This window comes from Kitasatospora sp. NPDC059599, assembly GCF_042735125.1.
GTDB lineage: Bacteria > Actinomycetota > Actinomycetes > Streptomycetales > Streptomycetaceae > Kitasatospora.
This window is the reverse complement of record NZ_JBHWCL010000107.1, coordinates 1-21000: the sequence shown is the minus strand read 5'-3', so window position 1 is coordinate 21000 and position 21000 is coordinate 1. Positions and strand designations below refer to the sequence as shown.

The 21000-nt window shown below is 74.8% G+C and carries 18 protein-coding genes; 5 read left to right on the top strand and 13 right to left on the bottom strand.

Annotated elements, in window-relative coordinates; all coding sequences use genetic code 11:
- Positions 1-68: 68 nt before the first annotated feature.
- Positions 69-2453, bottom strand: a complete 2385-nt coding sequence (locus ACFV04_RS30215) for an FHA domain-containing protein (RefSeq protein ID WP_380344797.1) — start codon at positions 2451-2453, stop codon at positions 69-71.
- A 158-nt stretch (positions 2454-2611) separates the two neighbouring features.
- On the opposite strand from ACFV04_RS30215, the gene ACFV04_RS30210 reads away from it, so the two are divergent.
- Entirely contained in the window at positions 2612-3961 is a 1350-nt protein-coding gene (locus ACFV04_RS30210) for an acyltransferase (RefSeq protein ID WP_380533826.1), read from the top strand.
- A 48-nt stretch (positions 3962-4009) separates the two neighbouring features.
- Here ACFV04_RS30210 and ACFV04_RS30205 read toward each other — a convergent pair whose 3' ends face one another.
- The 12 genes from ACFV04_RS30205 to ACFV04_RS30150 form a co-directional block, all read right to left on the bottom strand.
- The gene (locus tag ACFV04_RS30205; protein WP_380533824.1) at positions 4010-4798 is read right to left on the bottom strand and encodes a DUF3050 domain-containing protein; all 789 of its coding nucleotides are present in this window, start codon (positions 4796-4798) and stop codon (positions 4010-4012) included.
- A gap of 217 nt (positions 4799-5015) precedes the next feature.
- Positions 5016-5987 carry an alpha-ketoacid dehydrogenase subunit beta gene (locus ACFV04_RS30200; protein WP_380344806.1) on the bottom strand — a complete coding sequence of 324 codons (972 nt, stop codon included), beginning with the start codon at positions 5985-5987 and terminating at the stop codon, positions 5016-5018.
- The gene (locus ACFV04_RS30195; RefSeq protein ID WP_380533821.1) at positions 5984-7105 is read right to left on the bottom strand and encodes a thiamine pyrophosphate-dependent dehydrogenase E1 component subunit alpha; all 1122 of its coding nucleotides are present in this window, start codon (positions 7103-7105) and stop codon (positions 5984-5986) included. The genes ACFV04_RS30200 and ACFV04_RS30195 overlap by 4 nt, the downstream gene beginning before the upstream one ends.
- Positions 7102-8016, bottom strand: coding sequence for a phytanoyl-CoA dioxygenase family protein (locus ACFV04_RS30190; protein WP_380533819.1), 915 nt, complete (start codon positions 8014-8016; stop codon positions 7102-7104). The genes ACFV04_RS30195 and ACFV04_RS30190 overlap by 4 nt, the downstream gene beginning before the upstream one ends.
- A gap of 31 nt (positions 8017-8047) precedes the next feature.
- Entirely contained in the window at positions 8048-9034 is a 987-nt protein-coding gene (hppD, locus tag ACFV04_RS30185) for a 4-hydroxyphenylpyruvate dioxygenase (protein WP_380533817.1), read from the bottom strand.
- Positions 9035-9111: 77 nt separating this feature from the next.
- Entirely contained in the window at positions 9112-10488 is a 1377-nt protein-coding gene (locus ACFV04_RS30180; protein ID WP_380533815.1) for a beta-ketoacyl-[acyl-carrier-protein] synthase family protein, read from the bottom strand.
- Positions 10485-12101, bottom strand: coding sequence for a class I adenylate-forming enzyme family protein (locus ACFV04_RS30175; protein ID WP_380533813.1), 1617 nt, complete (start codon positions 12099-12101; stop codon positions 10485-10487). Before ACFV04_RS30175 ends, ACFV04_RS30180 begins: the two co-directional genes overlap by 4 nt.
- Before the next feature lie 271 nt (positions 12102-12372).
- Positions 12373-12900 (bottom strand): hypothetical protein, encoded by a 528-nt coding sequence (locus ACFV04_RS30170; protein ID WP_380344822.1) that lies wholly within the window; start codon positions 12898-12900, stop codon positions 12373-12375.
- A gap of 13 nt (positions 12901-12913) precedes the next feature.
- A complete protein-coding gene (locus ACFV04_RS30165) occupies positions 12914-14164 on the bottom strand; it encodes a beta-ketoacyl synthase N-terminal-like domain-containing protein (RefSeq protein ID WP_380533810.1) in 1251 nt (416 codons plus the stop codon).
- A 56-nt stretch (positions 14165-14220) separates the two neighbouring features.
- Positions 14221-14523 carry an acyl carrier protein gene (locus ACFV04_RS30160; RefSeq protein WP_380533808.1) on the bottom strand — a complete coding sequence of 101 codons (303 nt, stop codon included), beginning with the start codon at positions 14521-14523 and terminating at the stop codon, positions 14221-14223.
- On the bottom strand, positions 14520-14795 hold the full coding sequence (locus tag ACFV04_RS30155; protein ID WP_360257482.1) for a phosphopantetheine-binding protein: 276 nt from the start codon (positions 14793-14795) through the stop codon (positions 14520-14522). Before ACFV04_RS30155 ends, ACFV04_RS30160 begins: the two co-directional genes overlap by 4 nt.
- Positions 14796-14877: 82 nt before the next feature.
- A complete protein-coding gene (locus ACFV04_RS30150; RefSeq protein ID WP_380533806.1) occupies positions 14878-16332 on the bottom strand; it encodes a class I adenylate-forming enzyme family protein in 1455 nt (484 codons plus the stop codon).
- 178 nt (positions 16333-16510) lie between these two features.
- Here ACFV04_RS30150 and ACFV04_RS30145 point away from each other — a divergent pair, with 178 nt between their 5' ends.
- From ACFV04_RS30145 to ACFV04_RS30130, 4 genes are all read left to right on the top strand, one after another.
- The gene (locus tag ACFV04_RS30145; RefSeq protein WP_380533804.1) at positions 16511-17611 is read left to right on the top strand and encodes an alpha-hydroxy acid oxidase; all 1101 of its coding nucleotides are present in this window, start codon (positions 16511-16513) and stop codon (positions 17609-17611) included.
- Between the two features lie 45 nt (positions 17612-17656).
- Positions 17657-18457 carry a class I SAM-dependent methyltransferase gene (locus tag ACFV04_RS30140; protein WP_380533802.1) on the top strand — a complete coding sequence of 267 codons (801 nt, stop codon included), beginning with the start codon at positions 17657-17659 and terminating at the stop codon, positions 18455-18457.
- Positions 18458-18656: 199 nt separating this feature from the next.
- Positions 18657-19592, top strand: coding sequence for an alpha/beta hydrolase (locus ACFV04_RS30135; RefSeq protein WP_380533800.1), 936 nt, complete (start codon positions 18657-18659; stop codon positions 19590-19592).
- Positions 19589-20875, top strand: coding sequence for a PLP-dependent aminotransferase family protein (locus ACFV04_RS30130; RefSeq protein WP_380533798.1), 1287 nt, complete (start codon positions 19589-19591; stop codon positions 20873-20875). The genes ACFV04_RS30135 and ACFV04_RS30130 overlap by 4 nt, the downstream gene beginning before the upstream one ends.
- The last annotated feature ends 125 nt before the right edge of the window (positions 20876-21000 follow it).

Below are 21000 nucleotides of genomic sequence, written 5' to 3'. Positions count from 1 at the left end.
TCGCGGGCCGACCCGATGTCGCGGGCCGGCCCGATGTCGCGGGCGGTGCACGGTGCACGGTCACCCGACTACTTGCGCATGATCGCGGGCTCGTGCCGCCGCAGCAGGGCGAGGACCGCCAGCCCGTACGCCACCGACAGGCCGATCATCGCGCCCATGCCGACCAGCCAGCCGGTGCGGGCGTGGCGGAACAGCGGGTCCGCGGTGATCGGGGAGGGCACGGTGAGCCGGTTCAGATCGACCGTCCTGGCCATGGACGACAGGCCCCACCGGGACGGGAACAGCCAGGCGAACTGCTCCAGGCCGGGCACGCCGTACAGCTTGAGCATCAGCCCGCTGAGGACGATCTGCACGATGGCGAGGAGCACCAGCAGCGGCATCGTGGTCTCCTCCTTGTCGACGGCCGCGGAGACCACCAGGCCGAGCATCATCGCCGTGAACGCGAGCATCGCGACCGCGATGATCAGCTCGGGCAGCTGCGGCATCACCACGCCCGTCGTCACGCCTGGCGGGGCGCCCGGGCGTGGCAGCGCGGAGAGCTTGACCCCGCCCAGGCCGACCACGGTCAGCACCGCGGCCTGCGCCACCGTGACCGCGCCGAGCACCACGACCTTCGAGACCAGGTACGCCGATCTGGACAGCCCGACCACGCGTTCGCGCCGGTAGATCGCACGTTCCTTGACCACCTCGCGCACCGAGTTGGCCGAGCCGGTGAGCACGCCGCCGAGGCAGAGCGTGAGCAGGCAGTTGATGGCGTTCTCGTCGGTGAGCCGGGAGCCCGCCATCACCCGGCACATCAGGCCGATGACGAACGGCAGCACCGTCATGACGGTGAGGAACAACCGGTCGGCGGCGAGCACCGCGGCGTACCGGCGGACCAGGGTGCCCAGCTGGGAGAGCCAGCTCTGCGGCTTCTCGTGGCCGATGGTCGGCGCGGAGGCCGCGGGTTGGTGCAGCGGGTGCGCGGCCTCGGCCGTCACGTACCGCTGGTACTGGGGGGAAGCGAGGAAGCGGGACCGGCAGACCCCCTCGGTGTCGTTCTCGAACGCCTCGAAGGCCTCTGGCCACTCGTCGTGGCCGAAGTAGTCGAGGGCTTCGCCGGGCGGTCCGTAGTACGCCGTGCGACCGCCCGGCGCCAGGACCAGCAGGCGGTCGCAGACGTTCAGGCTCAGCACGCTGTGCGTCACCACGACCACCGTGCGGCCGTCGTCGGCGAGCCCGCGCAGCATGCGCATCACCGAGCGTTCCATCCCCGGGTCCAGACCCGAGGTCGGTTCGTCGAGGAAGAGCAGGGACGGCTTGGTGAGCAGCTCCAGGGCGACGCTGACCCGCTTGCGCTGGCCGCCGGAGAGACTGGCGATCACCTGGTCGGCCCGGTTGTCCAGGCCCAGTTCGTGCATCACCTCCAGGACCCGCGCCTCCCGCTCGTGCGGGTCGGTGTCGCCGGGGAAGCGCAGCTCCGCGGCGTAGGACAGCGCGCGGCGGACGGTGAGCTGGGTGTGCAGGATGTCGTCCTGCGGGACCAGGCCGATCCTGCGGCGCAACTCGGCGTAGTCGCGGTAGAGGTCGCGCCCGTCGTACAGCACGGTTCCTTCGTCGGCGGGGCGCAGCCCGGTGAGCGCGTTGAGCAGCGTGGACTTGCCCGCTCCGCTCGGGCCGGCCACCGCGAGCAGGGTCTTCTCGGGCAGCGGGAAGCTGACGTCGTCCAGCAGGACCCGCCGGTCCGGGCCGACGTGGACGACCAGGTGCTGGACGTCCAGCGAGATCTCGCCGGTGTCGGTGTACTCGACCAGACGGCCGTCGACCAGGCACAGCGCGGAGTGGCCGATGCCGACGATGTCCGCCGGGCCGACCGGGGCGCGCCTGACCGGGCGGCCGTTGAGGTAGGTGCCGTTGTGACTGTCCAGGTCGACGATCTCGTGGCCGCCGTCCGGCAGTTCGCGCAGCTCGGCGTGGTGGCGGGAGACCACCAGGTCGTCCAGGACCAGTTCGTTGTCCGGCGCCCGGCCGATCCGCACGGTGCGGCCGGGCAACTGGAGCACGGAACTCGGGCTGCGGAAGACGCCGGAGGACTGCGGGGCGAGCAGGACGGTGCGCGCGCCCGGGCCCGGACCGCCGTCCGGGGCGGCGCCGGGGAGCCCGGCGAAGCTCGCGGCCGGGCCGTCGACCGGATCGCCGAAGCGCAGCCGGGTGCCCGGGCCGATGTCGTCGCGGCTGACCCGGTGGCCCTCGTCGTAGGTGCCGTTGGTGCTGCCGACGTCCTCCAGCAGCCAGTGACCGTCGGTGGCGCGCAGGACCGCGTGGTGCCAGGACACCCGGGGGTCGTCCAGCACGATCTCGCTGGTCGGGTCGCGACCGACGTGGTAGGCCCGAGCCGGATCGATCAGCTGGGAGTCGGTGTCGGTGACCAGGACGAGGGGTGGCGCGGTGATCGCGCCGGAGCGCTCTCCCATGCTGCGCATTCTATCGCCGACGGATGCCGACGGCCCTTCCGGACTCCGGGATTGGACTGGACCACTGCCCCGAGGCGGCACTATCGTTCGGCATGCCCGCGCGGGTCGCCGAGCGCAGGGTGTCGCCGAGTGTCATCGAGTGCTTCGGAACGGAACCCATGAGCATCTGGCCCCAGTTGCGCCGATCCCGGACCGTCCGAGCCGGGCGCGCCAGCGGCCGGGTGCTGCGCTGCGGCCTGATGGACACCATGCTCGCCGACCTCGCCGTCTCGGTCGTGCTCTGCTTCGAGCGGCCGCTGGACGACGACCGGCTCGCGGCCGGCCTGGCCCGCGCCCTGGACCGGGTACCGGTCTTCGCCGGGCGGCTGCGCACGGTCGACGGCGTCCTGGAGGCGGTCTGCGACGACTCCGGCGTGCCGCTCGACGTTTACACCGTGGACGGCACGCTCGCCGAGGCGATGGGCCGGGTGACGGCAGCCGGCTCCGAACTCGTCGACCGGGTCGACGCCCCGGGCGCCCGGCGCGGCGGAGCGCCGCTGCTCACCGTCCGGGTCACCCGCACCGCCGACGGCGGGACGGTGCTCGGCTGCTCCTGGCACCACGCGATCGGCGATCTGAACAGCTTCATGCTGTTGCTGCGGATCTGGTCGGCGGCGGTCGAGGGGGAGCCGCTCCCGGAGGCCGAACTCGTCGGCGACCAGGACGAGTTGCTGGACCTGGCGCTGCCGGCCGAGGACTGCGGCCGGCCCGGCTTCCGGGTGCCCTCGGCGGCGGAGGCGGCGCTGCTGGCCCGGGAGGTGGCCGCCGGTCCGCGCGCCAACCGGACCGTCCAGATCGCCTTCACGGACGCCGAAGTGACCAGGATGCGCGAGGAGTTCGGTGCGGCGGCCGGGCGCCGGCTCTCCTCCGGGGACGTGCTCTGTGCCCATCTCGTCGACACCCTGCGGGAGTTGGACGGCGACGACGCCGAGCGGATGCTGACCGTCCCGGTCAACGCGCGCCGCTGGCTCGGCCTCTCACCCGCCCTGGTGGGCAACCTGCTGAGCGAGGTCCACGTGGCGCACCGACCCAAGGACGGGCCGGCGGCGCTCGCGGGCGCGTTGCGGACGGCGGTCGAGGAGTTCCCGAGCGCGCACCTCAACCTCCGTGCCAATCTGGGGTTTCTGACTGCGCTCGGCCGGTCGCGGCTGCGCGAGTGCGTGCCGCTGGGCTTCGACCCGCAGGCGCGCCGGTTCAGCTTCTCCAACTGGAGCCGCTTCGGTGCCTACCTGGTCAGCTTCCAGGGGAACCGCCCGGTGTTCTTCAGCCCGGCCGCCAACTACCCGTTGCCGTGGGTGTGCTGGACGGTCGAGGGGTTCCGCGGCGAGGGATACCTGGCCACGGTGGTGCTGCCGGCCCGGCTCGCCGCCCGGGTCCGCGGGGCGGAGGGCCGGGCGGCGCTGCACCGGTACCGGACGGCGGCCGACGAGCCGCCCGCGTCGGCCGCCGTGCTGCCGAAGGTGGTCTGACCGCTGCCGGACGGACGGCTACCGGCGGGACGGTAACCGGCAGGGCGGTTACCGGAAGGACTGCTCGATCGCGGTCCACAGTCGGGAGCGGGCCTGCAGCGCCGTGCGCACGGTCTCGGCGCAGGAGTCCCACTTGTCCTGGTCGTCGCCGCACAGGTCGATCAGCATCTGCATCGCCATCGGGGTGTGCTGCTCGCCGTCGACCTCGATGTGCCGGGCCAGGTAGTCCTTGAACACCGTCAGCACACCGGCCGGGTCGTCGATCGCGATCACCTGGGCGAACATGTCCGGGATCAGGTCCTCGCGGCCGAAGGCGAAGGCGGCGGCCCGGCAGTGCACCGGGGCGGTCTCGATGATGGACCAGGTCGTCCCGGTGAAGTCCACGGCAGCCTGCGGGACTTCGGCCGCCTTGAGCGCCTCGGGCACGGTGGTGCCGGTGCCCAGCAGCGCCAGGAACTCCTCCACCGGGCGGGCGTCGGCGCCGGCCTGACGCATGCCCTCCAGGTACAGCTCGAAGTGGCTGGTGTAGCCCTCGCCGAGCTCGTCGCTCTCCTCGACCAGCACGATCTCGTTGATCAGCCGGCGGCTGGCCGTCGGGCCGCTCGGGACCCACGGCACCTCGACGCAGGTCAGATCGCGCTGCAGGCTCTTCAGCAGTGACATGAAGTCCCAGACGGCGAAGACGTGGCTGTCCAGGAAGGTGCGGACGCGCTCGATGCTGGTGAGCCGGTGGTAGACGGAATGGCCGACCACCTCGCGGCGCAGCGGGTCGATGGCCTGCTGCAGGCTGGTCAGTCCGGGGTGCGAGCGGTCCCAGTGGTAGCGGTTGGCGGACATGCGGATCTCCTTGTCGGTCACGGGCTTTCGCGGGTGCGGGGAACGGGCGGGGAACGGGCGCAGGACGGGTACAGAACGGGTGCGGGGCCAGAACGAGTGCGGGGCCAGGACGGGTGCGGTGAGGGGCGGGCGTTCGGGTCGGGCCGCGCTGTGGAGGGGGACGGTCACGGCTGATCCGCGCCGGCTGCTTCACATCAACTGTCCCATGACGGAAGCTTCATGACGGATTTTTCATGACGGCGTGCAGCGCGGCCCGTAGGTGCTCGCGGTTCGGCTGCACGGCCCGGTCCAGGGCCGGGGCGAAGGGCAGGACGGCGCCGTCGGGCCGGGTGATCCGGCGCGGCGGGGTGACCAGGCGCAGTTCCTCGGCGGCGGTGGCCAGCACCTCCGCGCCGAAGCCGCAGCTGCGGTTGGAGTCGTCGATCACGACCAGCCGGCCGGTGCGTTCCAGCGAATCGGCGAGCGCGTCCCAGTCGAAGGGGTGGACGGTGCGGGGGTCGAACACCTCCACCGAGATGTCCGCCGCGACCTCCTCGGCCACCGCGAGCGCGTCGTGCACCAGGTGCCCGAGGGCGACCACGGTGACGTCGGTGCCCGGGCGGTGGATCCGGGCCCGGCCGAGCGGCACCGGTACCAGGTCCCAGGTGACGGTCTCGCGCACCGGCAGGGCGGCGGCGGGCGCGAACACCACGACCGGGTCCGGGTCCCGGATCGCCGAGCGCAGCAGCCCGTAGGCGTCCGTCGGGGTGGCGGGCACCACGGTCTTCAGCCCGGCGTGCGCGAACAGGCTGTACGGGTGGTCGGAGTGCTGCCCGGCCCAGCCGTCCCGGGAGCCGGAGCCGGGGACCAGGCAGGTCAGCGGAACGCTCGCCTGGCCTCCGGTCATCAGCGAGAACTTGTGTGCCTGGTTGACGAGTTGCTCGAAGACCAGGAACAGCAGCGAGGGGATCTGGAACTCCAGCACCGGCCGCCGGCCGGCCAGTGCGGCGCCGACCGCCATCGCGGTGAACGCCTGCTCGGACAGCGGGGTGTCGACGATCCGGCCCGGCCCGAACCGGTCCAGCAGGCCCAGGGTGGGACCGGCCAGGCCGGCGCCGATGTCCTCGCCGAAGACGCAGACCGCCGGGTCGGCGGCGAGTTCGTCGGCCAGCGCCCGGTTGAGCGCCTTGGTGTACGAGAGCCTGGTCACGGTGTCACTCCCGCCCGGGGCCGCAGCCCGTCGGCGTACAGGTGGTCCGACGCGCCCGCCGGGTCCGGGTGTTCGGAGGCGAGTGCGAACTCCTCGGCGGCCGACAGTTGTTCGGCCACCGAACGGTCCAGCTCGGCGACCGTCGCGGGATCGAGCAGGGCGGCGGCCCGGGGGAGCGGATCGCGCCCGCGCCAGGCCTCGACCTCCTCGGGGGCGCGGTAGCGCAGCTTCATCCGGCGCTCCATCGTGTGGTGGCCCTCGTAGCGGTAGGTGCGGCACTCCAGGAAGCCGGGGCCGTCGCCGCCACGCGCCCGTTCGACGGCCCGCAGCGCGGCGGCGCGGACGGCCTCGGTGTCCATGCCGTCCACCTCCTCGGCGGGGATGCCGAAGCCGGCCGCCCGCCCGGTGGCGCTGCCCGCGACGGCGGTGGCGGCGGGCAGGGTGGTGGCGTAGCCGTTGTTCTCGCAGACGAACAGCACCGGGAGGCGCCACATCGCTGCCAGGTTGAACGACTCCAGCAGCACGCCCTGGTTGAGCGCGCCGTCGCCGAAGAAAGCCACGGCCACCGGAATCCGATCCGCCGGCCCCCGGTCGGCCGCGGCCTGGCGGGCCGCCCAGGCGGCGCCGACCGCGATCGGGGCACCGGCGCCGACGATGCCGTTGGCGCCGAGGATGCCCAGCGAGACGTCGGCGGCGTGCATGGAGCCGCCCCGGCCGCCGTTCGATCCGCCGACGCGGCCCAGGAGTTCGGCGAGCAGCCGGTGCGGCGCGGTGCCCCGGGCGAGCACGTGGCCGTGGCCGCGGTGGGTGCTGGTGAGCCGGTCGGCCGGGCCCAGCGCGGAGCAGACGCCGACCGCGACGGCCTCCTGCCCGATGTACGGGTGGATGCCGCCGGGGATCGCGCCGGACTTCACCAGGCCGAGCGCCAGTTCCTCGAAGCCGCGGATCAGCCGCAGCATCCGGTAACGCTCGGCGGTCGTGCCCAGGTCGGCGGTCGTGCCCGGGTCGGCGGTCGTGCCCGGGCCGGCGGTCGTGCCCGGGTCGGCGGGTCGGACCGGCCCGCCCGCCGCGGTGGTCGGCCGGACCGGGCCGGCGGGCGGGGCCGGCGGGGCCGTCACGGCCGTCCCCGCCAGACCGTCGGGCAGAACTCCGGGTCGGCGTAGTCCGGTCGGCCGTCGGCGGTGCGGCGCACCAGCACGTCGTGGTTGTACACCACCGGGCTGCCGTCCGCCCGGTCGTGCCGCTGGTACTCGTTGGCGCCGTCCTGGAGGTGCAGCGAGACGGCGCGGCGCGGGTAGGAGGCCAGGTTGGGGCCGCTGCCGTGGTAGGTGCGGGAGTGGTGGAAGGACATGTGGCCGCGCGGGATCCGCATCGGGACCTTGGTGACCCGCGCCCCGTTGTGGGCCGCGTTGGCGGCCAGGATGCCGTCCAGCTCGGAGCCGTCGCGGTCGGCGAAGTGCCGGGTGGAGTCCTCGCCGGAGGGCAGCTCCTGCCAGCGGTGACTGCCGTCCACCATGGTGATGGTGCCGTTCTCCTCGTGGCAGTCGTGGAACGGGACGAAGGCGGTGAGCATCTCCTGCGAGGTGCAGGTCTGCCAGTAGTGCTTGTCGAAGTGCCACGGCACCCGGTTGCTGGGTTCCCCGGGCACCGGCGGCTTGTAGATCAGGGTCGCCTGGAAGATCCGGATCTCCTCGGCCCCGGCGAGCAGCGCGGCCACCGCGCCGACGAGCGGCTTGCGCAGGACCGCGCCGATCGCGTCGCTCTCGTGGTGGACGTAGTCGTTGTGCCGCTGGACCGGCCCGTCCGAGGGCTGCCAGGAGGCCAACCGGGGCGGGCGGACGGGGAGTTCGCGGTCCCGGTGGCCGGCGTAGTACAGCTCGGTGGCGGCCTGCAGGGTGTCCAGTTCCTCGTCGCTGAACAGCCGGCGGGACAGGTACCAGCCGTGCTCGCGGTAGTGGGCCACCTCGTCGGGGGTGGGCAGCAGTGCCTGCTCGGCCTCGGTGAGCCGGAACTCGGCGGTCGTGGTCATGCGGGGGCCTCCTTCGGGTGCGCGGGGGTGGTCAGACCGAGGCGGCGGAGCTGTGCCGCTTGATGGCCTCGTAGAGGGCCTTGATGTTCGCGGTGCCGAAGGTGCCGGCACCCTGGCGCTCGATCAGCTCCAGGAAGTAGGTGCGCCGGGGGTGCGTCGAGCGGGCGAAGATCTGGAACAGCTGGCCGCCGTGGTCCTGGTCGACCAGGACGTGCAGGTCGCGCAGGGTCTCCACCGGGATGACCGTCTCGCCGAAGCGTTCGGCCAGGACGTCGAAGTAGGCGCCCGGGGTGGTCAGGAACTCCACGCCGCGCGCGCGGATGGTGCGTACGGCGGTGGTGATGTCGCGGGTGTTGAAGGCGAGGTGCTGCACGCCGGCGCCGCCGTGGGCGGCGAGGAAGTCGTCGATCTGGCCGGGCCGGCGGCCGGTGTCGGGCTCGATCAGGGTGAAGGTGACCGCGCCGGAGGGGCTCTGCACCACCTTGGAGTCCATGGCCTGCTCGCCGACCTCGATGTACTCCTCGAAGATCGTGCGGAAGCCCAGCGCGGCCTCGCAGAACCGCACGGACTCGACCAGTCGACCGGCCGGGAGGCAGATCGCGACGTGGTCGAGCTCGTCCAGCAGGCGGGGCTCCGGGGTGGGGTCCCCGGTCGGCAGCGGGACGAAGCGCAGCGCGGTGTCGCCGAAGCCGGCGATCAGGGCGCCGTCCCGGTCGAGCACCCGGGCGCCGTGCCGCTCGGCGCGCTCCAGCGCGGCCCGCGGGTCGGTGCAGCCGAGGGCGAGGACGGCGACGCCGTCCCCGTGGCGGGCGACGAAGTCGGCCACCGGGTGCTCGGGGTCGGCGGCGGAGGACAGGTGCAGCCGGATGGTGCCCTGGCGCAGCCCGACGGTGCGGGTGCCGTCGGGCGCGGTCGCCGGGGCGTCGGCGGTGAAGCCGTAGTCGGCGCAGAGTCCGGCCGCGGTCTTGTCGGCGTCGGCGCAGTGGAACTCGGTGTGGGCGATGGTCTGGACGGACATCGGGATCTCCCCCCGGAGGGATGGCAGGTCGTGGATCGGCGCGTTGCCGGTCGATCGGGTGCTGGGCCTCCCGGTCGCTACCGGGACGCCTGCGTGCTGGTCGGGCCGAGGACGAGGCTGAGGTTGTGGCCGCCGAAGGCGAAGGCGTTGCTCAGCGCGGCGCGCACCGGGGCGGGCCGGGCGGCGCCCCGGACGTGGTCCAGGTCGCAGGCCGGGTCGGGGTCGGTCAGGTTGAGCGTGGGCGGCAGCGTCCCCCTCGCCACCGCCAGGGCGGTGACCGCCGCCTCCAACGCGCCCGCGGCGCCCAGGAGATGGCCGGTCGCGCCCTTGGTGGAGCTGACCGCGGGCCGGTGCGCGCCGAAGACGGCGTGCAGGGCCGCGGTCTCGGCCACGTCACCGAGCTTGGTGCCGGTGCCGTGGGCGTTCACGTAGTCGATGTCGCCCGGGGCCAGGCCCGCGTTGGCGAGCGCGGCGCGCATCGCGTCGGCGGCGCCGCTGCCGTCCGGCCGGGGCATGGTCGGGTGGTGGGCGTCGGTGGAGGCGCCCCAGCCGATCACCTCCGCGTAGCCGGCGGCGCCCCGCGCCTCGGCGTGCTCGACGCTCTCCAGGACGAGGACGGCGCTGCCCTCGCCGAGCACGAAGCCGTTGCGGCGGGTGTCGAAGGGTCGGCTCGCCTGCTCGGCGTCCTCCCAACCCTGCGCCAGGGCGCGGGCGTTGGTGAAGGCGGCGGCGATGGTCGGGTGCAGCGAGGACTCGGTGCCGCCGCACACGACCACGTCCGCGTCACCGGCGCGGATCAGCCGCAGCCCCTCGGCGATCGCCTGGGCGCCGGCCGCGCAGGCCGTCACCACGGCGGAGCTGTAGCCCCGGATGCCGTGCTTGATGGCGACCCTGGCGGCGGCCATGTTGGAGAGCATGCCCGGCAGCAGGTACGGGCTCACGCCCGGGCGGCCGCGCTCCAGCCGGCGGTGCGACTGCTGCTCGAAGGTCTCCAGCCCGCCGCCGCCCGTCGCCAGGACCACGGCGGTGCGGTGCGGGTCCGCGTCCCGGCCGACCACCAGCGCGGCGTCGGCGAGCGCGTCGTCGGCGGCGGCCAGGCCGAGCAGCACGAAGCGGTCCACGCAGCGGGTCTCGGTGGGCGGCAGCACCTCCCGGCCGTCCACGGCGGGGGCGATCCCGGCGGCGGGCAGCCAGCCGTGCGCGGCGTGGTCCTCGGGGACGGCGCGGACGCCGGAGCGCCCGGCGACCAGGGCCTCGAACAGCTCGGCGGGCTTGCGGCCGAGCGGGGAGACCAGGCCGATGCCGGTGACGACGGCTCCGCGGCGGGCGGCGGTGCGCCCGCCCTGCCGGCTCGGCCCGCTCGGCCCGCTCGGTCCGCTCGGTCCGTGACCCGGTCCGCTCGGTCCGTGACCAGGATCGCCCGGTCCGTCGACGCGTCCGCTCCGGCCGTTCACGCGCCCACCGCCGCGAGGTGGCGCTCGCGCAGCAGGACCTTGCGGACCTTGCCGGTCGGGCCGAGCGGGATGTCGTCGGGGGAGACCACCAGCACCCGGCGGACGGTCGCGGCGGCGGCCTCGTCCAGCGCGGCCACGACCGCCCCGGTGCGGTCCGCGGCCCGGTCGGCGTCCTCGGTGAGGAGCAGCAGGACGTCGGTGACCACGCGCCCGCCGTCCCGCACCGCCACCACCGTGCAGTCCAGCACGTCCGGGCAGGCGGCCAGCACCCGCTCCTCCGACATCGCGGTGAACAGCCTTCTGCCGTCGGCGAGTTCGACCGAGTCGACGGCCCGGTCGACGTGGTAGTAGTAGCCCTCCTCGTCCCGGTACATCAGGTCCCCGGTGAGGAAGCGGCCGCGGATCCGGGTCCGGAAGGTGGTGGCCGAGTCGTTCCAGTAGCCGAGCGCCAGGGTCGGTGAGGCGGTGGCGAGTTCGCCGACCTCGCCGGGCCCGAGCGGCTCGCCGTCCGGACCGACGACCGCGCAGTCCACGAAGGCGTGCGGGCGTCCGACGCAGCGGCCGTAGCGCTCGGTGCCGGGGCCGTGGGTGATGAAGAAGTGCGAGTGGCCCATCTCGGTGGAGCCGAGGCCGTCCACGAACTGCGAGCCGGGCGTGCGGGCGCGGCCCGCGCGGGTGACGGTCTCCCGGCTGCCGGTGGCGATCAGCCGGCGGATGTGCACCTCGTGGGCGCAGTCGCCGGTGTTCCACCAGAGTGCGACGGAGGTGAGGTCCCGGGTGGTGAGGTCGTGGCGGGCCAGGTCGGCCCAGGTGGCGGCGAAGCCGACCACGCCGGTGGGCCGCCACTGCTCGATCGCCCGAAGCACGCCGTCGCCGGACTGCCGGGACAGGAAGGCGAGTCGGGTGTGCGAGCTGAGCGCGAGGTTGAGCGCGATCAGGGTCGCGGCGTGCGGGGCGGGCAGGGCGCTGAGCATCCGGTCCTGGCCCTGCGGGCGGGGCAGCCGCAACCGGTGGCGGATCGCCGCGTACAGGCTCGCGTGGGAGTGGACGACGGCCTTGGGCATGCCGGTGGTGCCGGAGGAGTGGGTGATCGCCACCGGGTCGCCGGACCAGTGCCGGTACGGCGCCGGCGCGTCCTTCGGGTCGCCCGCGCCGAGGGTGCCGATCTCGGGCAGCAGGGGCGCGCCGGGGTCGTGGCCGGCCAGCGCGGCCAGGTGGGCCGGACCGGCGAGGACGCCGGCCGCGCCGAGGCGGGTGATGTAGCGGGCGGCGCGTTCGCCGTCCAGGTTGGGGTTGAGCAGGGCGGGGATGGCGCCGAGCCGGGCCAGCGCGAGGAAGGCGAGCACGTGGTCGGCGGCGGCGTCGGCGTAGACCACGACCGGGTCGCGCCGGGTGATGCCGAGGGCGTGCAGGGCGGCGGCGCGGGCCCGGACCGCACGGTCGAGCTCGCGCAGGGTGAGCGGCTGCCAGGCGGGGTGGTCGTCCACCGGGGTGTCGAAGGTGAGCAGCGGCTCGTCGACGTCCAGCCCGAGCGCGATCCGGGCGGTCAGGACGTTGCCGGCGCCGACGTCGGGGTCGTCCGCGAGCAGGGTGCGGAGACTGCGGATGGTCACGGGGGTGGATCCCTCCATCGGGGCCGGTGGACGGCCCGGGCGGCTGATCGGCTGATCGGGTGGCAGGGTTCGGTCGGCCGTGCGGGCGGCGGGTGACCGGGCGGTGTCGGGGTGAGGCATGTCGGGTGAGGCGTGCCGGGGTGGGGCGGTGTCGGCGGGGCGGCTGGTGTGCCGGGTGCGGCTGCGTCAGGCGCCGGGCCTCACTGTCGGGTACGGCCGGAGGCTCTCGGCGGGTTCGGGTCGGTGGTGTCGGCCTCGTTCGCTTCGGGGCTCAGGCGGCGGGGACGGTGAGCAGCACCGCGGCGGCGTGGTCCCCGTCGGGTGTCTGCTCGGCGGCGATGACCAGCACCCGGTCGGCGTCGCCGTCGGCGAGCAGCAGCGCGGCGAGTTCGTACGCCTCCGCCGGGACGCGGCCGGGTTCGGCCCCGGCCGGGCAGATCGCCACGACCGGGCCGGTCAGACCCCAGCGGGCGGCGATGTGCCCGAGGACGGCGTTCGGGTTGGACTGGAAGAACAGCAGCGGGCCGGTCCGTCGTCCGGGTTCGGAACTCTGCTCGATGGCCCGTGCGGTGGCGAGGTCGCCGCTCGCGCTGGCCAGCAGCAGGGCGGTCCGCCCGGGGGCGGGCGGCGCGCCGTGCTGCTCGCGCAGGCAGCGGTCGGCGGTGTCGGCGACCAGTGGGTTGAAGCCGGAGGCCGAGAAGCCGGGCAGCGGTGGCGGCGGCCCGTCCAGGCCGGGTGCGGGGCGGCGGGCCTCGGCGAGGACCCGCAGGCGGTGGGTGTCGTCGGCAGGGGTGGTCATGGTGGTGTCGGTGTCATCCAGGGGCCAGCAGCAGCGCGGTGTTGGCGCCGCCGAAGGCGGAGTTGAGGCTGAGTGCGTAGGCGGGGCGGGCGGCTCGCGGGCCGTCCAGGACGAGGTCCAGGCCGACGTCCGGGTCCGGACCCAGCCAACCGGCGTTGACCGGGAGCAGTCCGCTGTCCAACGCACCGATGGTGACGGCCAGTTCGAGCAGGGCGGAGGCCTCCAGGGCGTGCCCGTGCACGGACTTGCTGGAGCTGACCGGCAGGTGGTCGGTGTGCGGGCCGAACACCCGCCGCAGGGCGCGGGCCTCGGCCTGGTCGGACAGGTCGGAGCCGGTGCCGTTGGCGTTGACGTAGCCGACCTCGGCCGGTGCGACGCCCGCGCGGGCGAGGGCGGCCTCGACCGCCCGCGCCACTCCGGTGCCGTCCGGTTCGGGGCGGCAGACGTGGTGGGCGTCCCCGGTGCGGCCCCAGCCGGCCAGCCGGGCGAGTGCGGGTGCACCGCGCCGCTCGGCCGCCGGGGCGGCCTCGACCACGACGGCGGCGGCCGCGTCCGCGAGCAGGGTGCCGGTCCGTCCGGCGCTGAACGGGCGCAGCTCGCCGTCGCGGGCCAGTGCGCGGCCGGCGTCGAAGACGGCGAACACGCCCGGTCCGACCAGGTGGACGGCCGCGACCAGGACCCGCTCGTGCCGGCCGGTGGCCACCAGTGCGGCGGCGTCGGCGACGGCGGTCGCGGCGGCCACGCAGGCACCGGTGTAGACCCGGGTGACGCCCGCGGCTCCCCAGTCCGCGCGGACCCCGGCGGCCACGGCGTCGGCGGTCGCGCGGGTCCGCTCGTCGCTGTGCAGCGCGAGCAGGACGGGCAGCGCGGCGCCCTCGGTGGCGGTCAGCCCGGCCTGCCGGCAGGCCTGGCCGATGGCGTCGAGCACCGCCGCGGCCGACGGGACGGCGTCGGTCGTGGGCGTGGCCTCCGGGACCGGGGCGTCGGGGCCCGGAGTGTCCCGGCCCGGGGCGTCGGACCGGACGGGGTCGGAGAGCACCGGATCGGAACGCAGCGGATCGGTCGGCAGGTCGTCGGCCGGCAGGTCGGTGGCCGGCAGGTCGGCGGGCAGCAGGTCAGTGGGCAGCAGGGCGGCCCGGGTGGTGCGGCGGGCGCTGACGTCGAAGCGGGTGACCGCGCCGAACGTCGCCCTGCCGTGCGTGGCGGCCGCCGTCAGCGTGGCGAGCCCGCGGCCGGCGGCGCTGAGCACGCCGACGCCGGTCACGACCGGCCGGGTCCGCCCCGTCGGCCCGGGCGGTCCGGCGCCCGTGGCGAGGCCGCTCACGGCTGCGCGCCCGCGCGCTCGGCCAGGCCGGCCCGATCGGCCGGGCCGGCCCGATCGGCCAGGACGGCGTCGCGCAGCAGTGCGGTGGCGTCGTCGACCGTCCGCACCGCGCCGAACTGCTCGTCGTCCAGGTCCAGCTGCAGGCCGTAACGCTGTTCGAACTCGGCGACGAGCCAAGTGAGTTCGAGTGAGCCGAGCTCCTCGGGCACGGTGTCGGCGGCGCGCTGCCCGAACGCCGCCAGCATCGTGAGCACCTCGGCCCGGTCCGGGAGGCCGTCGGGACGCGAGGTGCCGGTCATGCCGCGCTGCCGGAGGTGGCGGCGAGCGCGTCGATCCGCCGGGCGACGTCGGCGGTGAACTCGTCCAGCGTCATCAGCGCGGTGGTCTCCATCTCGTCCAGGTCGAACTTGATCCCGAACTCGTCCTCGACCTGCACCGACAGGTCGGCCAGGGCGAGCGATTCGAGGTCCAGCCCGGCCGGGCCGAGGTCGGTGTCCCCGGTGACCTCGGAGACGTCGTACTGCATCTCGGTGAGGGCGGCGAGGACGAAGGCGCGGATGCGGTCCTGCATGGTGGTGGGCTCCTTGTCGGGGGTGGTGGTGCCTGCGGGGTCGGGCCGCGGTGCCTGCGGGGTCGGACGGTCGGGCGCGTGCTCAGCGCACGTTCGCGGCGGACGTCGCCGCGGAGGTCGTGGCGGTGTCGCGCAGGGCGGCCGGGTCGCGCAGCAGCTTTCCGGTGGCGGTGCGGGGGAGTGCGGGGAGCAGGGCGAGCCGGCGCGGCCGCTTGTAGGCGGCGAGGCGGCGGGCCAGCCCGGCCTGGAGCAGGGAGAGGTCGGCGTCGGCCTCGGTGGCCAGGTAGGCCTCGATGGCGCCGCCGTCGAAGACGACCACGGCCTCGCGGACCTCGGGCAGTGCGGTGAGGGTCTGTTCGACCTCGGTGAGGTCGACCTTCAGACCGCCGATCGACACCTGGGAGTCCAGCCGGCCGAGCACGGTGACCAGGCCGCCGGCCTCGTCCAGCCCGGCCGCGTCCCGGGTGTGCAGCCAGCCGTCCGACCAGCGCGTCGGGTCGTCCAGCCCGGGGTACGGGGAGGCCGTCGCGCCGAGCTGCAACTCGCCCTTCACCAGGCGCATCCGCATCCCGTGGACGGGGCGTTTGGCCGGGTGGAGGGTGCCGTCGAGGTCGGTGGCGATGACCCCGGTCTCGGTCATGCCGTACATGGTGCCGAGCGGGACGCCGTAGCGCCCGGTGAACAGTGCGGGCAGGCCCGGGCGGACCAGTTCGCCCGCGACGATCATCCGTCGCAGCCGGGGCAGCGGCGGGGGAGCGACCGTCCCCGCCAGCAGTTCGGCGTGGAAGGGCACCCCGATGACGGTGGTCGGCCGGTCGGAGCCGGCCACCGCGGCGAGGATGCCCGCGGCCGTCATCCGCTCCGGCACGGTGAGCGCGGCACGGGCGTACAGGCCGTTGAGCAGCCCGCCGACCAGGCCGAGCACGTGCACCACCGACGACAGCAGGACGACTCGTTCGCCCTCGCCGGGGAACTCCACCAGCCTGCGGTAGCAGTCGAGTTCGCGGAGCAGGTCGCCGGCGGTGCGGGCGATGACCTTGGCCGGTCCGGTCGATCCGGAGCTGAGCTGGATCAACGCGTGCCCGGTGCGGGCCAGTCGTCCGTCCGGCAGCGGGACGGCCACCGGCTCCACCTCGGAGAAGCCGCGCAGCGCCGCCGCGGGCCGGTGGGCGGAGCCTACCAGCACCTGCGGGGCCAGCCGCGCGACCGCCGCGTCGATCTCGTGGTCGGTCAACCGGTGGTCGAGCAGGGCGACTTGGGCGCCCAGCCGCCAGCATGCCAGCAGCACCGCGACGAACGCCACCGAGGGTGGCAGCCGCAGCGCGGCCGTGCCGCCGGGGCCCAGCCCGGCGGCCGCCAGGCGGACGGAGTGCTCGTCGACCAGGGCGCGCAGGGCGTCCCGGTCGAGCGGCGCGCCGAGGTGCAGGCACTCCTCGCCGCCGGCGCCGGCCAGCAGCAGCCGGTCGACCCAGTCGTCCGGGGCGTCGGAGTGCGGCGGAGCGGAAGGCGGACGTGAAGAAGGGGAAAAGCCGGTCAACGCGGCTCCATACGAGCGAGGGGATTTGACATGAACGCCGTTCGCAACCAAAACGGTCAATTCCGTTGCCAGACCATGGCACAGACGTTTGGTCAAATCAAGGTCTATACCAATGTGCTCGTTGCTCCTACGCTGCCGAACCGGGACCGGTCCGCGCGTGGCCGTCCTGGAACGAGGAATGCCCGTGGGAGCACTCACGCTGACCGGGATCGAGCGCGCGGCGCGCGCACAACTTTCCCCGGAAATCTGGGATTTCATCGAAGGCGGCAGCGGTGCGGAACGCACCCTGGCAGCCAACCGGCAGATGTTCGGACACTATGCACTGCGCCCGCGCACCCTGGTCGACGTCTCCGCCTGCGACCCGGCGCTGACCCTGCTCGGCGCACCGCTCGGCCTCCCGCTCGGCATCGCCCCGATGGCCTACCACCGGCTGGTCGACCCGCAGGGCGAGACCGCCACCGCGCGCGCCGCCGGCCGGGCCGGCGCCCTGTTCGTCGCCGCGATGTTCGCCAGCCGCACCCTGGAGGAGATCGCCGGGGCCGCCACCGGCCCGCTCTGGCTCCAGCTGTACTGGCTGCGTGAACGAGCCGCCCTCGCCGCCCTGGTGGAACGCGCCGAGGCGGCCGGGTTCCACGCGTTGGTGCTGACCGTGGACGCCCCCAGGATCGGCCGCCGGCTGCGTGACCTGCGCAACGGCTTCGCCATCCCGCCCGCCGTCCGCGCGGTCAACCTGGACCCGGGCCTGATGTCCGCCAGCCACCGTGCGGCAGGCGGCAGTTCGGGCATCGCCGAGCACGCCCGCGAGCAGTTCGACCCCACCCTGAGCTGGGCTGACCTCGCCTGGCTGCGCGAGCGCACCCGGCTACCCCTGGTCCTCAAGGGCATCCTCACCGCCGAGGACGCCAGGCTGGCCGTCGAGCACGGCGCCGACGCCGTCCTGGTCTCCAACCACGGCGGACGTCAACTCGACGGAGCCGTCCCGGCCCTGGCCGCCCTGCCCGAGGTGGTCGAGGCCGTCCCCGCCGAACTGCCGGTGCTGCTCGACGGCGGCGTGCGCACCGGCGCGGACATCGCCGTGGCCCTCGCCCTCGGCGCCCGCGCCGTGCTGGTCGGCCGTCCGGCGTTCTGGGGCCTCGCCACCGACGGCGAGACCGGCGTGCACCGGGTGCTCGCCCTGTTGCGCGAGGAACTGGAGCACACCATGGCCCTGTTGGGCCGCCCCCGGCTCGCCGACCTGGACCGCACGGCCCTCGCCCCCTGGCCGTGCGTGGTCGGCTGAACCGTACGGCGGCCGCACCCCGTAGTTCCGAGAGAGAGACCCGACATGACCGAACAGACCGAACGATTCCCCGGCTGGGACTGGGACGACCCGGACGGCCTGGCTGCCCGCCTGGACGACTTCAGCGCGCAGGTCGCCACGTGCGACACGCTCGAAGCGCACCCCGGCGGGCTGCCGCGCGACCACGCGGGCTTCCGCGAACTCGGCCTCACCGGAATCGAGTTCGCCGCCTTCCGGACCGCCCACCCGGAGGGCCTGGGCACCGACCTCACCGCCCTGCGCGGCACCGGCACCGGCACTGTCAGCGGGACCGGCAGCCGCACCGAGCCCGGCACCCTCTACCGGGTCGACGGCGACCGCTGGTTCACCCAGCTCGACATCGCCGAGCCGCTGCCCTTCGCCGACGCCAGCGTCGACTGGGTGTACGCCGAGCACCTCATCGAGCACGTCACCATGCCCGTCGCCGTCGGCTGGCTGCGCGAGGCCCGCCGGGTGCTGCGCCCCGGCGGCGTCCTGCGTCTGACCACCCCCGACCTCGCCCGCTACCTGGCCGGCTACGTCACCGGCGACGGCTTCCTCACCAAGCACCGGCGCCGCCTGACCACCCTGGGCTTCGGCCCGCCGATGCCGGCCCGCCCGGCCTTCCTGGTCAACCAGATCTTCCGCTACTACGGTCACCAGTGGATCTACGACCTGGACGAGCTGCGGCACGTCCTCACCCTCGCCGGCTTCGCCCCCGAGCAGATCCGCCACTGCGCCTACCGCGAGGGCGTCCGGCCGGACGTCGCCGACCTCGACACGGCCTTCCGCACCGACGAGACCGTCTACGTCGAGGCCGACCGCTGACCGACCCGGCCGGCTGCTGACCGCCGGCCGCCGTGACGACCCCGGGCCGCGCGCCGAGCACGCCGGACGACACCGGCCACCGCGGCCGCCCGGCAACACCGGCCGGCCGCCGACCGTCGTGACCACCCGCAGAACTCCCCGGCCGACCGCCGACCCCCTGTCGCCCGCCGAACCCCGCCGCTCCAGAACGGGACCACCCATGCCCCTGCACCCCCAGGCCGAGGCCCTGCGCGCCCGTCGCGCGCGCAGCGGCGCCCCGCCGCTCTACACCCTCACCCTGGCCGAGGCCCGCGCCGCCGACCTCGCCGACATCCGCGCCGCGGCCGGTACCCCCGAGCCCGTCGCCGCCGTCGAGGAACACCGCGTCGAGGGCCCCGGCGGCGAACTCGCCCTGCGGCTCTACCGGCCCGAACCGCCCGGCCGCCGACTGCCCGCCCTGCTCTACCTGTTCGGCGGCGGCTGGACCCTCGGCTCACCCGACACCAGCGACGCGGTCTGCCGCCGGCTCACCAACGCCGTCGGCTGCGTCACCGCCTCGGTCGGCTACCGGCCGGCCCCCGAACACCCCTTCCCCGCGGCCCTGCACGACTGCCGGGCCGCCCTCGTCCGGCTCGTCGAACGCGCCGAGGAGTTCGGCATCGACCCGGACCGGCTGGCGGTCGGCGGCGACAGTGCCGGCGGCAACCTCACCGCCGCCCTGACCCTCCTGCTGCGCGCCGAGGGCGGCCCCGCCCTGCGCCACCAGCTGCTCGTCTACCCCAACACCGACCACGGTGCCGACACCCTCTCGCTGCGCGAACACGACGACCCGCTGCTCTTCAACCGCCGCTCGGTCGCCTGGTACTGGGGCCACTACCTGGCCGACCCGGCCGACGGTGCCGGCCCGTACGCCTCCCCGCTGCGCGCCGCGACGCTGGCCGGCCTGCCGCCCGCGACCGTGCTCACCGCCGAGTACGACCCGTTGCGCGACGAGGGGGAGCAGTACGCCGAGGCGCTGCGCGCGGCCGGGGTCCCGGTGGAGCTGCGCCGCTACCCGGGCGTGCCGCACGGCTTCTTCGCCATGACCGGCACCCTGGATGCCGCCGCCGAGGCCCAGGCGTACGCCGCCGGGCGGCTGCGGGAGGCCCTGCGGTGAAACTCCCGCTGGAAGACCTGCACGCCTCCCTGGCCGACCCGCTGCTGGACGCGATGACCTTCCTCAACGAGGTCACCACCCGCTACCCCGACGCCGTCTCCTTCGCCCCCGGCCGGCCCTACGAGGGCTTCTTCGAGCCCGAGGACGTCCCCGCGCACCTGGACCGGTTCCTCGCCCACCTCGCCGACCGCGGCCTCGACCGGGACGCCGTGCGCACCGCGTTGTTCCAGTACGGCCCCACCAAGGGCATCATCGCCGACCTGGTCGCGTGCACCCTCGCCAACGACGAGGGCCTGACCGTCGCCCCCGAGTCGCTGGTGCTCACCGTCGGCGCCCAGGAGGGCATGCTGCTCACCCTGCGCGCGCTCTGCGCGGGCCCTGACGACGTCCTGCTGGTCAGCTCGCCCTGCTACGTCGGGGTCACCGGCGCCGCTCGGCTGCTCGACCTGACCACCCGGCCGGTCCCCGAGGGCCCGGAGGGCGGACCCGACCCGGAGGCCGTGGCCGCCGCGGCCCGGGCCGTCCGCGCCGAGGGCCGGCGCCCCCGCGCCCTGTACGTCGTCCCCGACTTCGCGAACCCGTCCGGCACCAGCATGCCGGTCGAGGCCCGTACCCGGCTGCTGGCGGCGGCCGCCGAGGAGGACGTCCTGGTCATCGAGGACAACCCGTACGGCTTCTTCGCCCGCACGCCGGGCCTGCGGCCCACCCTCAAGGCGTTGGACGGTCACGGCCGGGTCGTCTACCTCGGCTCCTTCGCCAAGACCTGCTTCCCCGGCGCCCGGCTCGGCTACGTCGTCGCCGACCAGGAGGTCACCGGGCCCGACGGGCGCTGCAGCCTGCTCGCCGACGAGCTGGCCAAGCTGAAGAGCATGACGACGGTCAACACGCCCGCGCTGAGCCAGGCCGTCATCGGCGGCATGCTGCTGGCGCACGACTGCCGCCTGCGCGCCGCCAACGCCCGGGCCACGGCCCACTACGCGGCCGGCATGGACACCCTGCTCCGGGAGCTGGACCGGCACTTCCCGGCCTCCGAGCGGCGCCGTCTGGGCGTCTCCTGGAACCGGCCGGACGGCGGCTTCTTCGCCGTCCTCACGGTGCCCTTCACGGCCGACGACGCGGCGATGGAGCGGTGCGCCCGCGACCACGGGGTGCTGTGGACGCCGATGGCGCCGTTCTACCCGGCGGGCGGCGGAGAGCACCGGCTGCGGCTGTCCGTCAGCTCGCTGACGCAGGCGCGGATCATCGACGGGGTGGCGAAGCTGGCGGCCTTCATCACCTCCTGAGGGCGCGTCCGGGCACGGCGGAGGGGCCCTGCTCCCACGGGACAAACCCTGGGGGCAGGGGCCCCGAGGGGCGGTGGGCGGTGTCACCGTGGAAGTGTTCAGGGTGATGTTGCGGGGGTTCCGGG

Excerpts from the sequence above, each read along its gene's own strand:
- ACFV04_RS30215 (WP_380344797.1), bottom strand. The coding sequence starts at position 2,453 with ATGGGAGAGCGCTCCGGCGCGATCACCGCGCCACCCCTCGTCCTGGTC.
- ACFV04_RS30210 (WP_380533826.1), top strand. The coding sequence starts at position 2,612 with ATGAGCATCTGGCCCCAGTTGCGCCGATCCCGGACCGTCCGAGCCGGG.
- ACFV04_RS30205 (WP_380533824.1), bottom strand. The coding sequence starts at position 4,798 with ATGTCCGCCAACCGCTACCACTGGGACCGCTCGCACCCCGGACTGACC.
- ACFV04_RS30190 (WP_380533819.1), bottom strand. The coding sequence starts at position 8,016 with ATGACCACGACCGCCGAGTTCCGGCTCACCGAGGCCGAGCAGGCACTG.
- hppD (WP_380533817.1), bottom strand. The coding sequence starts at position 9,034 with ATGTCCGTCCAGACCATCGCCCACACCGAGTTCCACTGCGCCGACGCC.
- ACFV04_RS30170 (WP_380344822.1), bottom strand. The coding sequence starts at position 12,900 with ATGACCACCCCTGCCGACGACACCCACCGCCTGCGGGTCCTCGCCGAG.
- ACFV04_RS30160 (WP_380533808.1), bottom strand. The coding sequence starts at position 14,523 with ATGACCGGCACCTCGCGTCCCGACGGCCTCCCGGACCGGGCCGAGGTG.
- ACFV04_RS30155 (WP_360257482.1), bottom strand. The coding sequence starts at position 14,795 with ATGCAGGACCGCATCCGCGCCTTCGTCCTCGCCGCCCTCACCGAGATG.
- ACFV04_RS30145 (WP_380533804.1), top strand. The coding sequence starts at position 16,511 with ATGCCCGTGGGAGCACTCACGCTGACCGGGATCGAGCGCGCGGCGCGC.
- ACFV04_RS30140 (WP_380533802.1), top strand. The coding sequence starts at position 17,657 with ATGACCGAACAGACCGAACGATTCCCCGGCTGGGACTGGGACGACCCG.
- ACFV04_RS30135 (WP_380533800.1), top strand. The coding sequence starts at position 18,657 with ATGCCCCTGCACCCCCAGGCCGAGGCCCTGCGCGCCCGTCGCGCGCGC.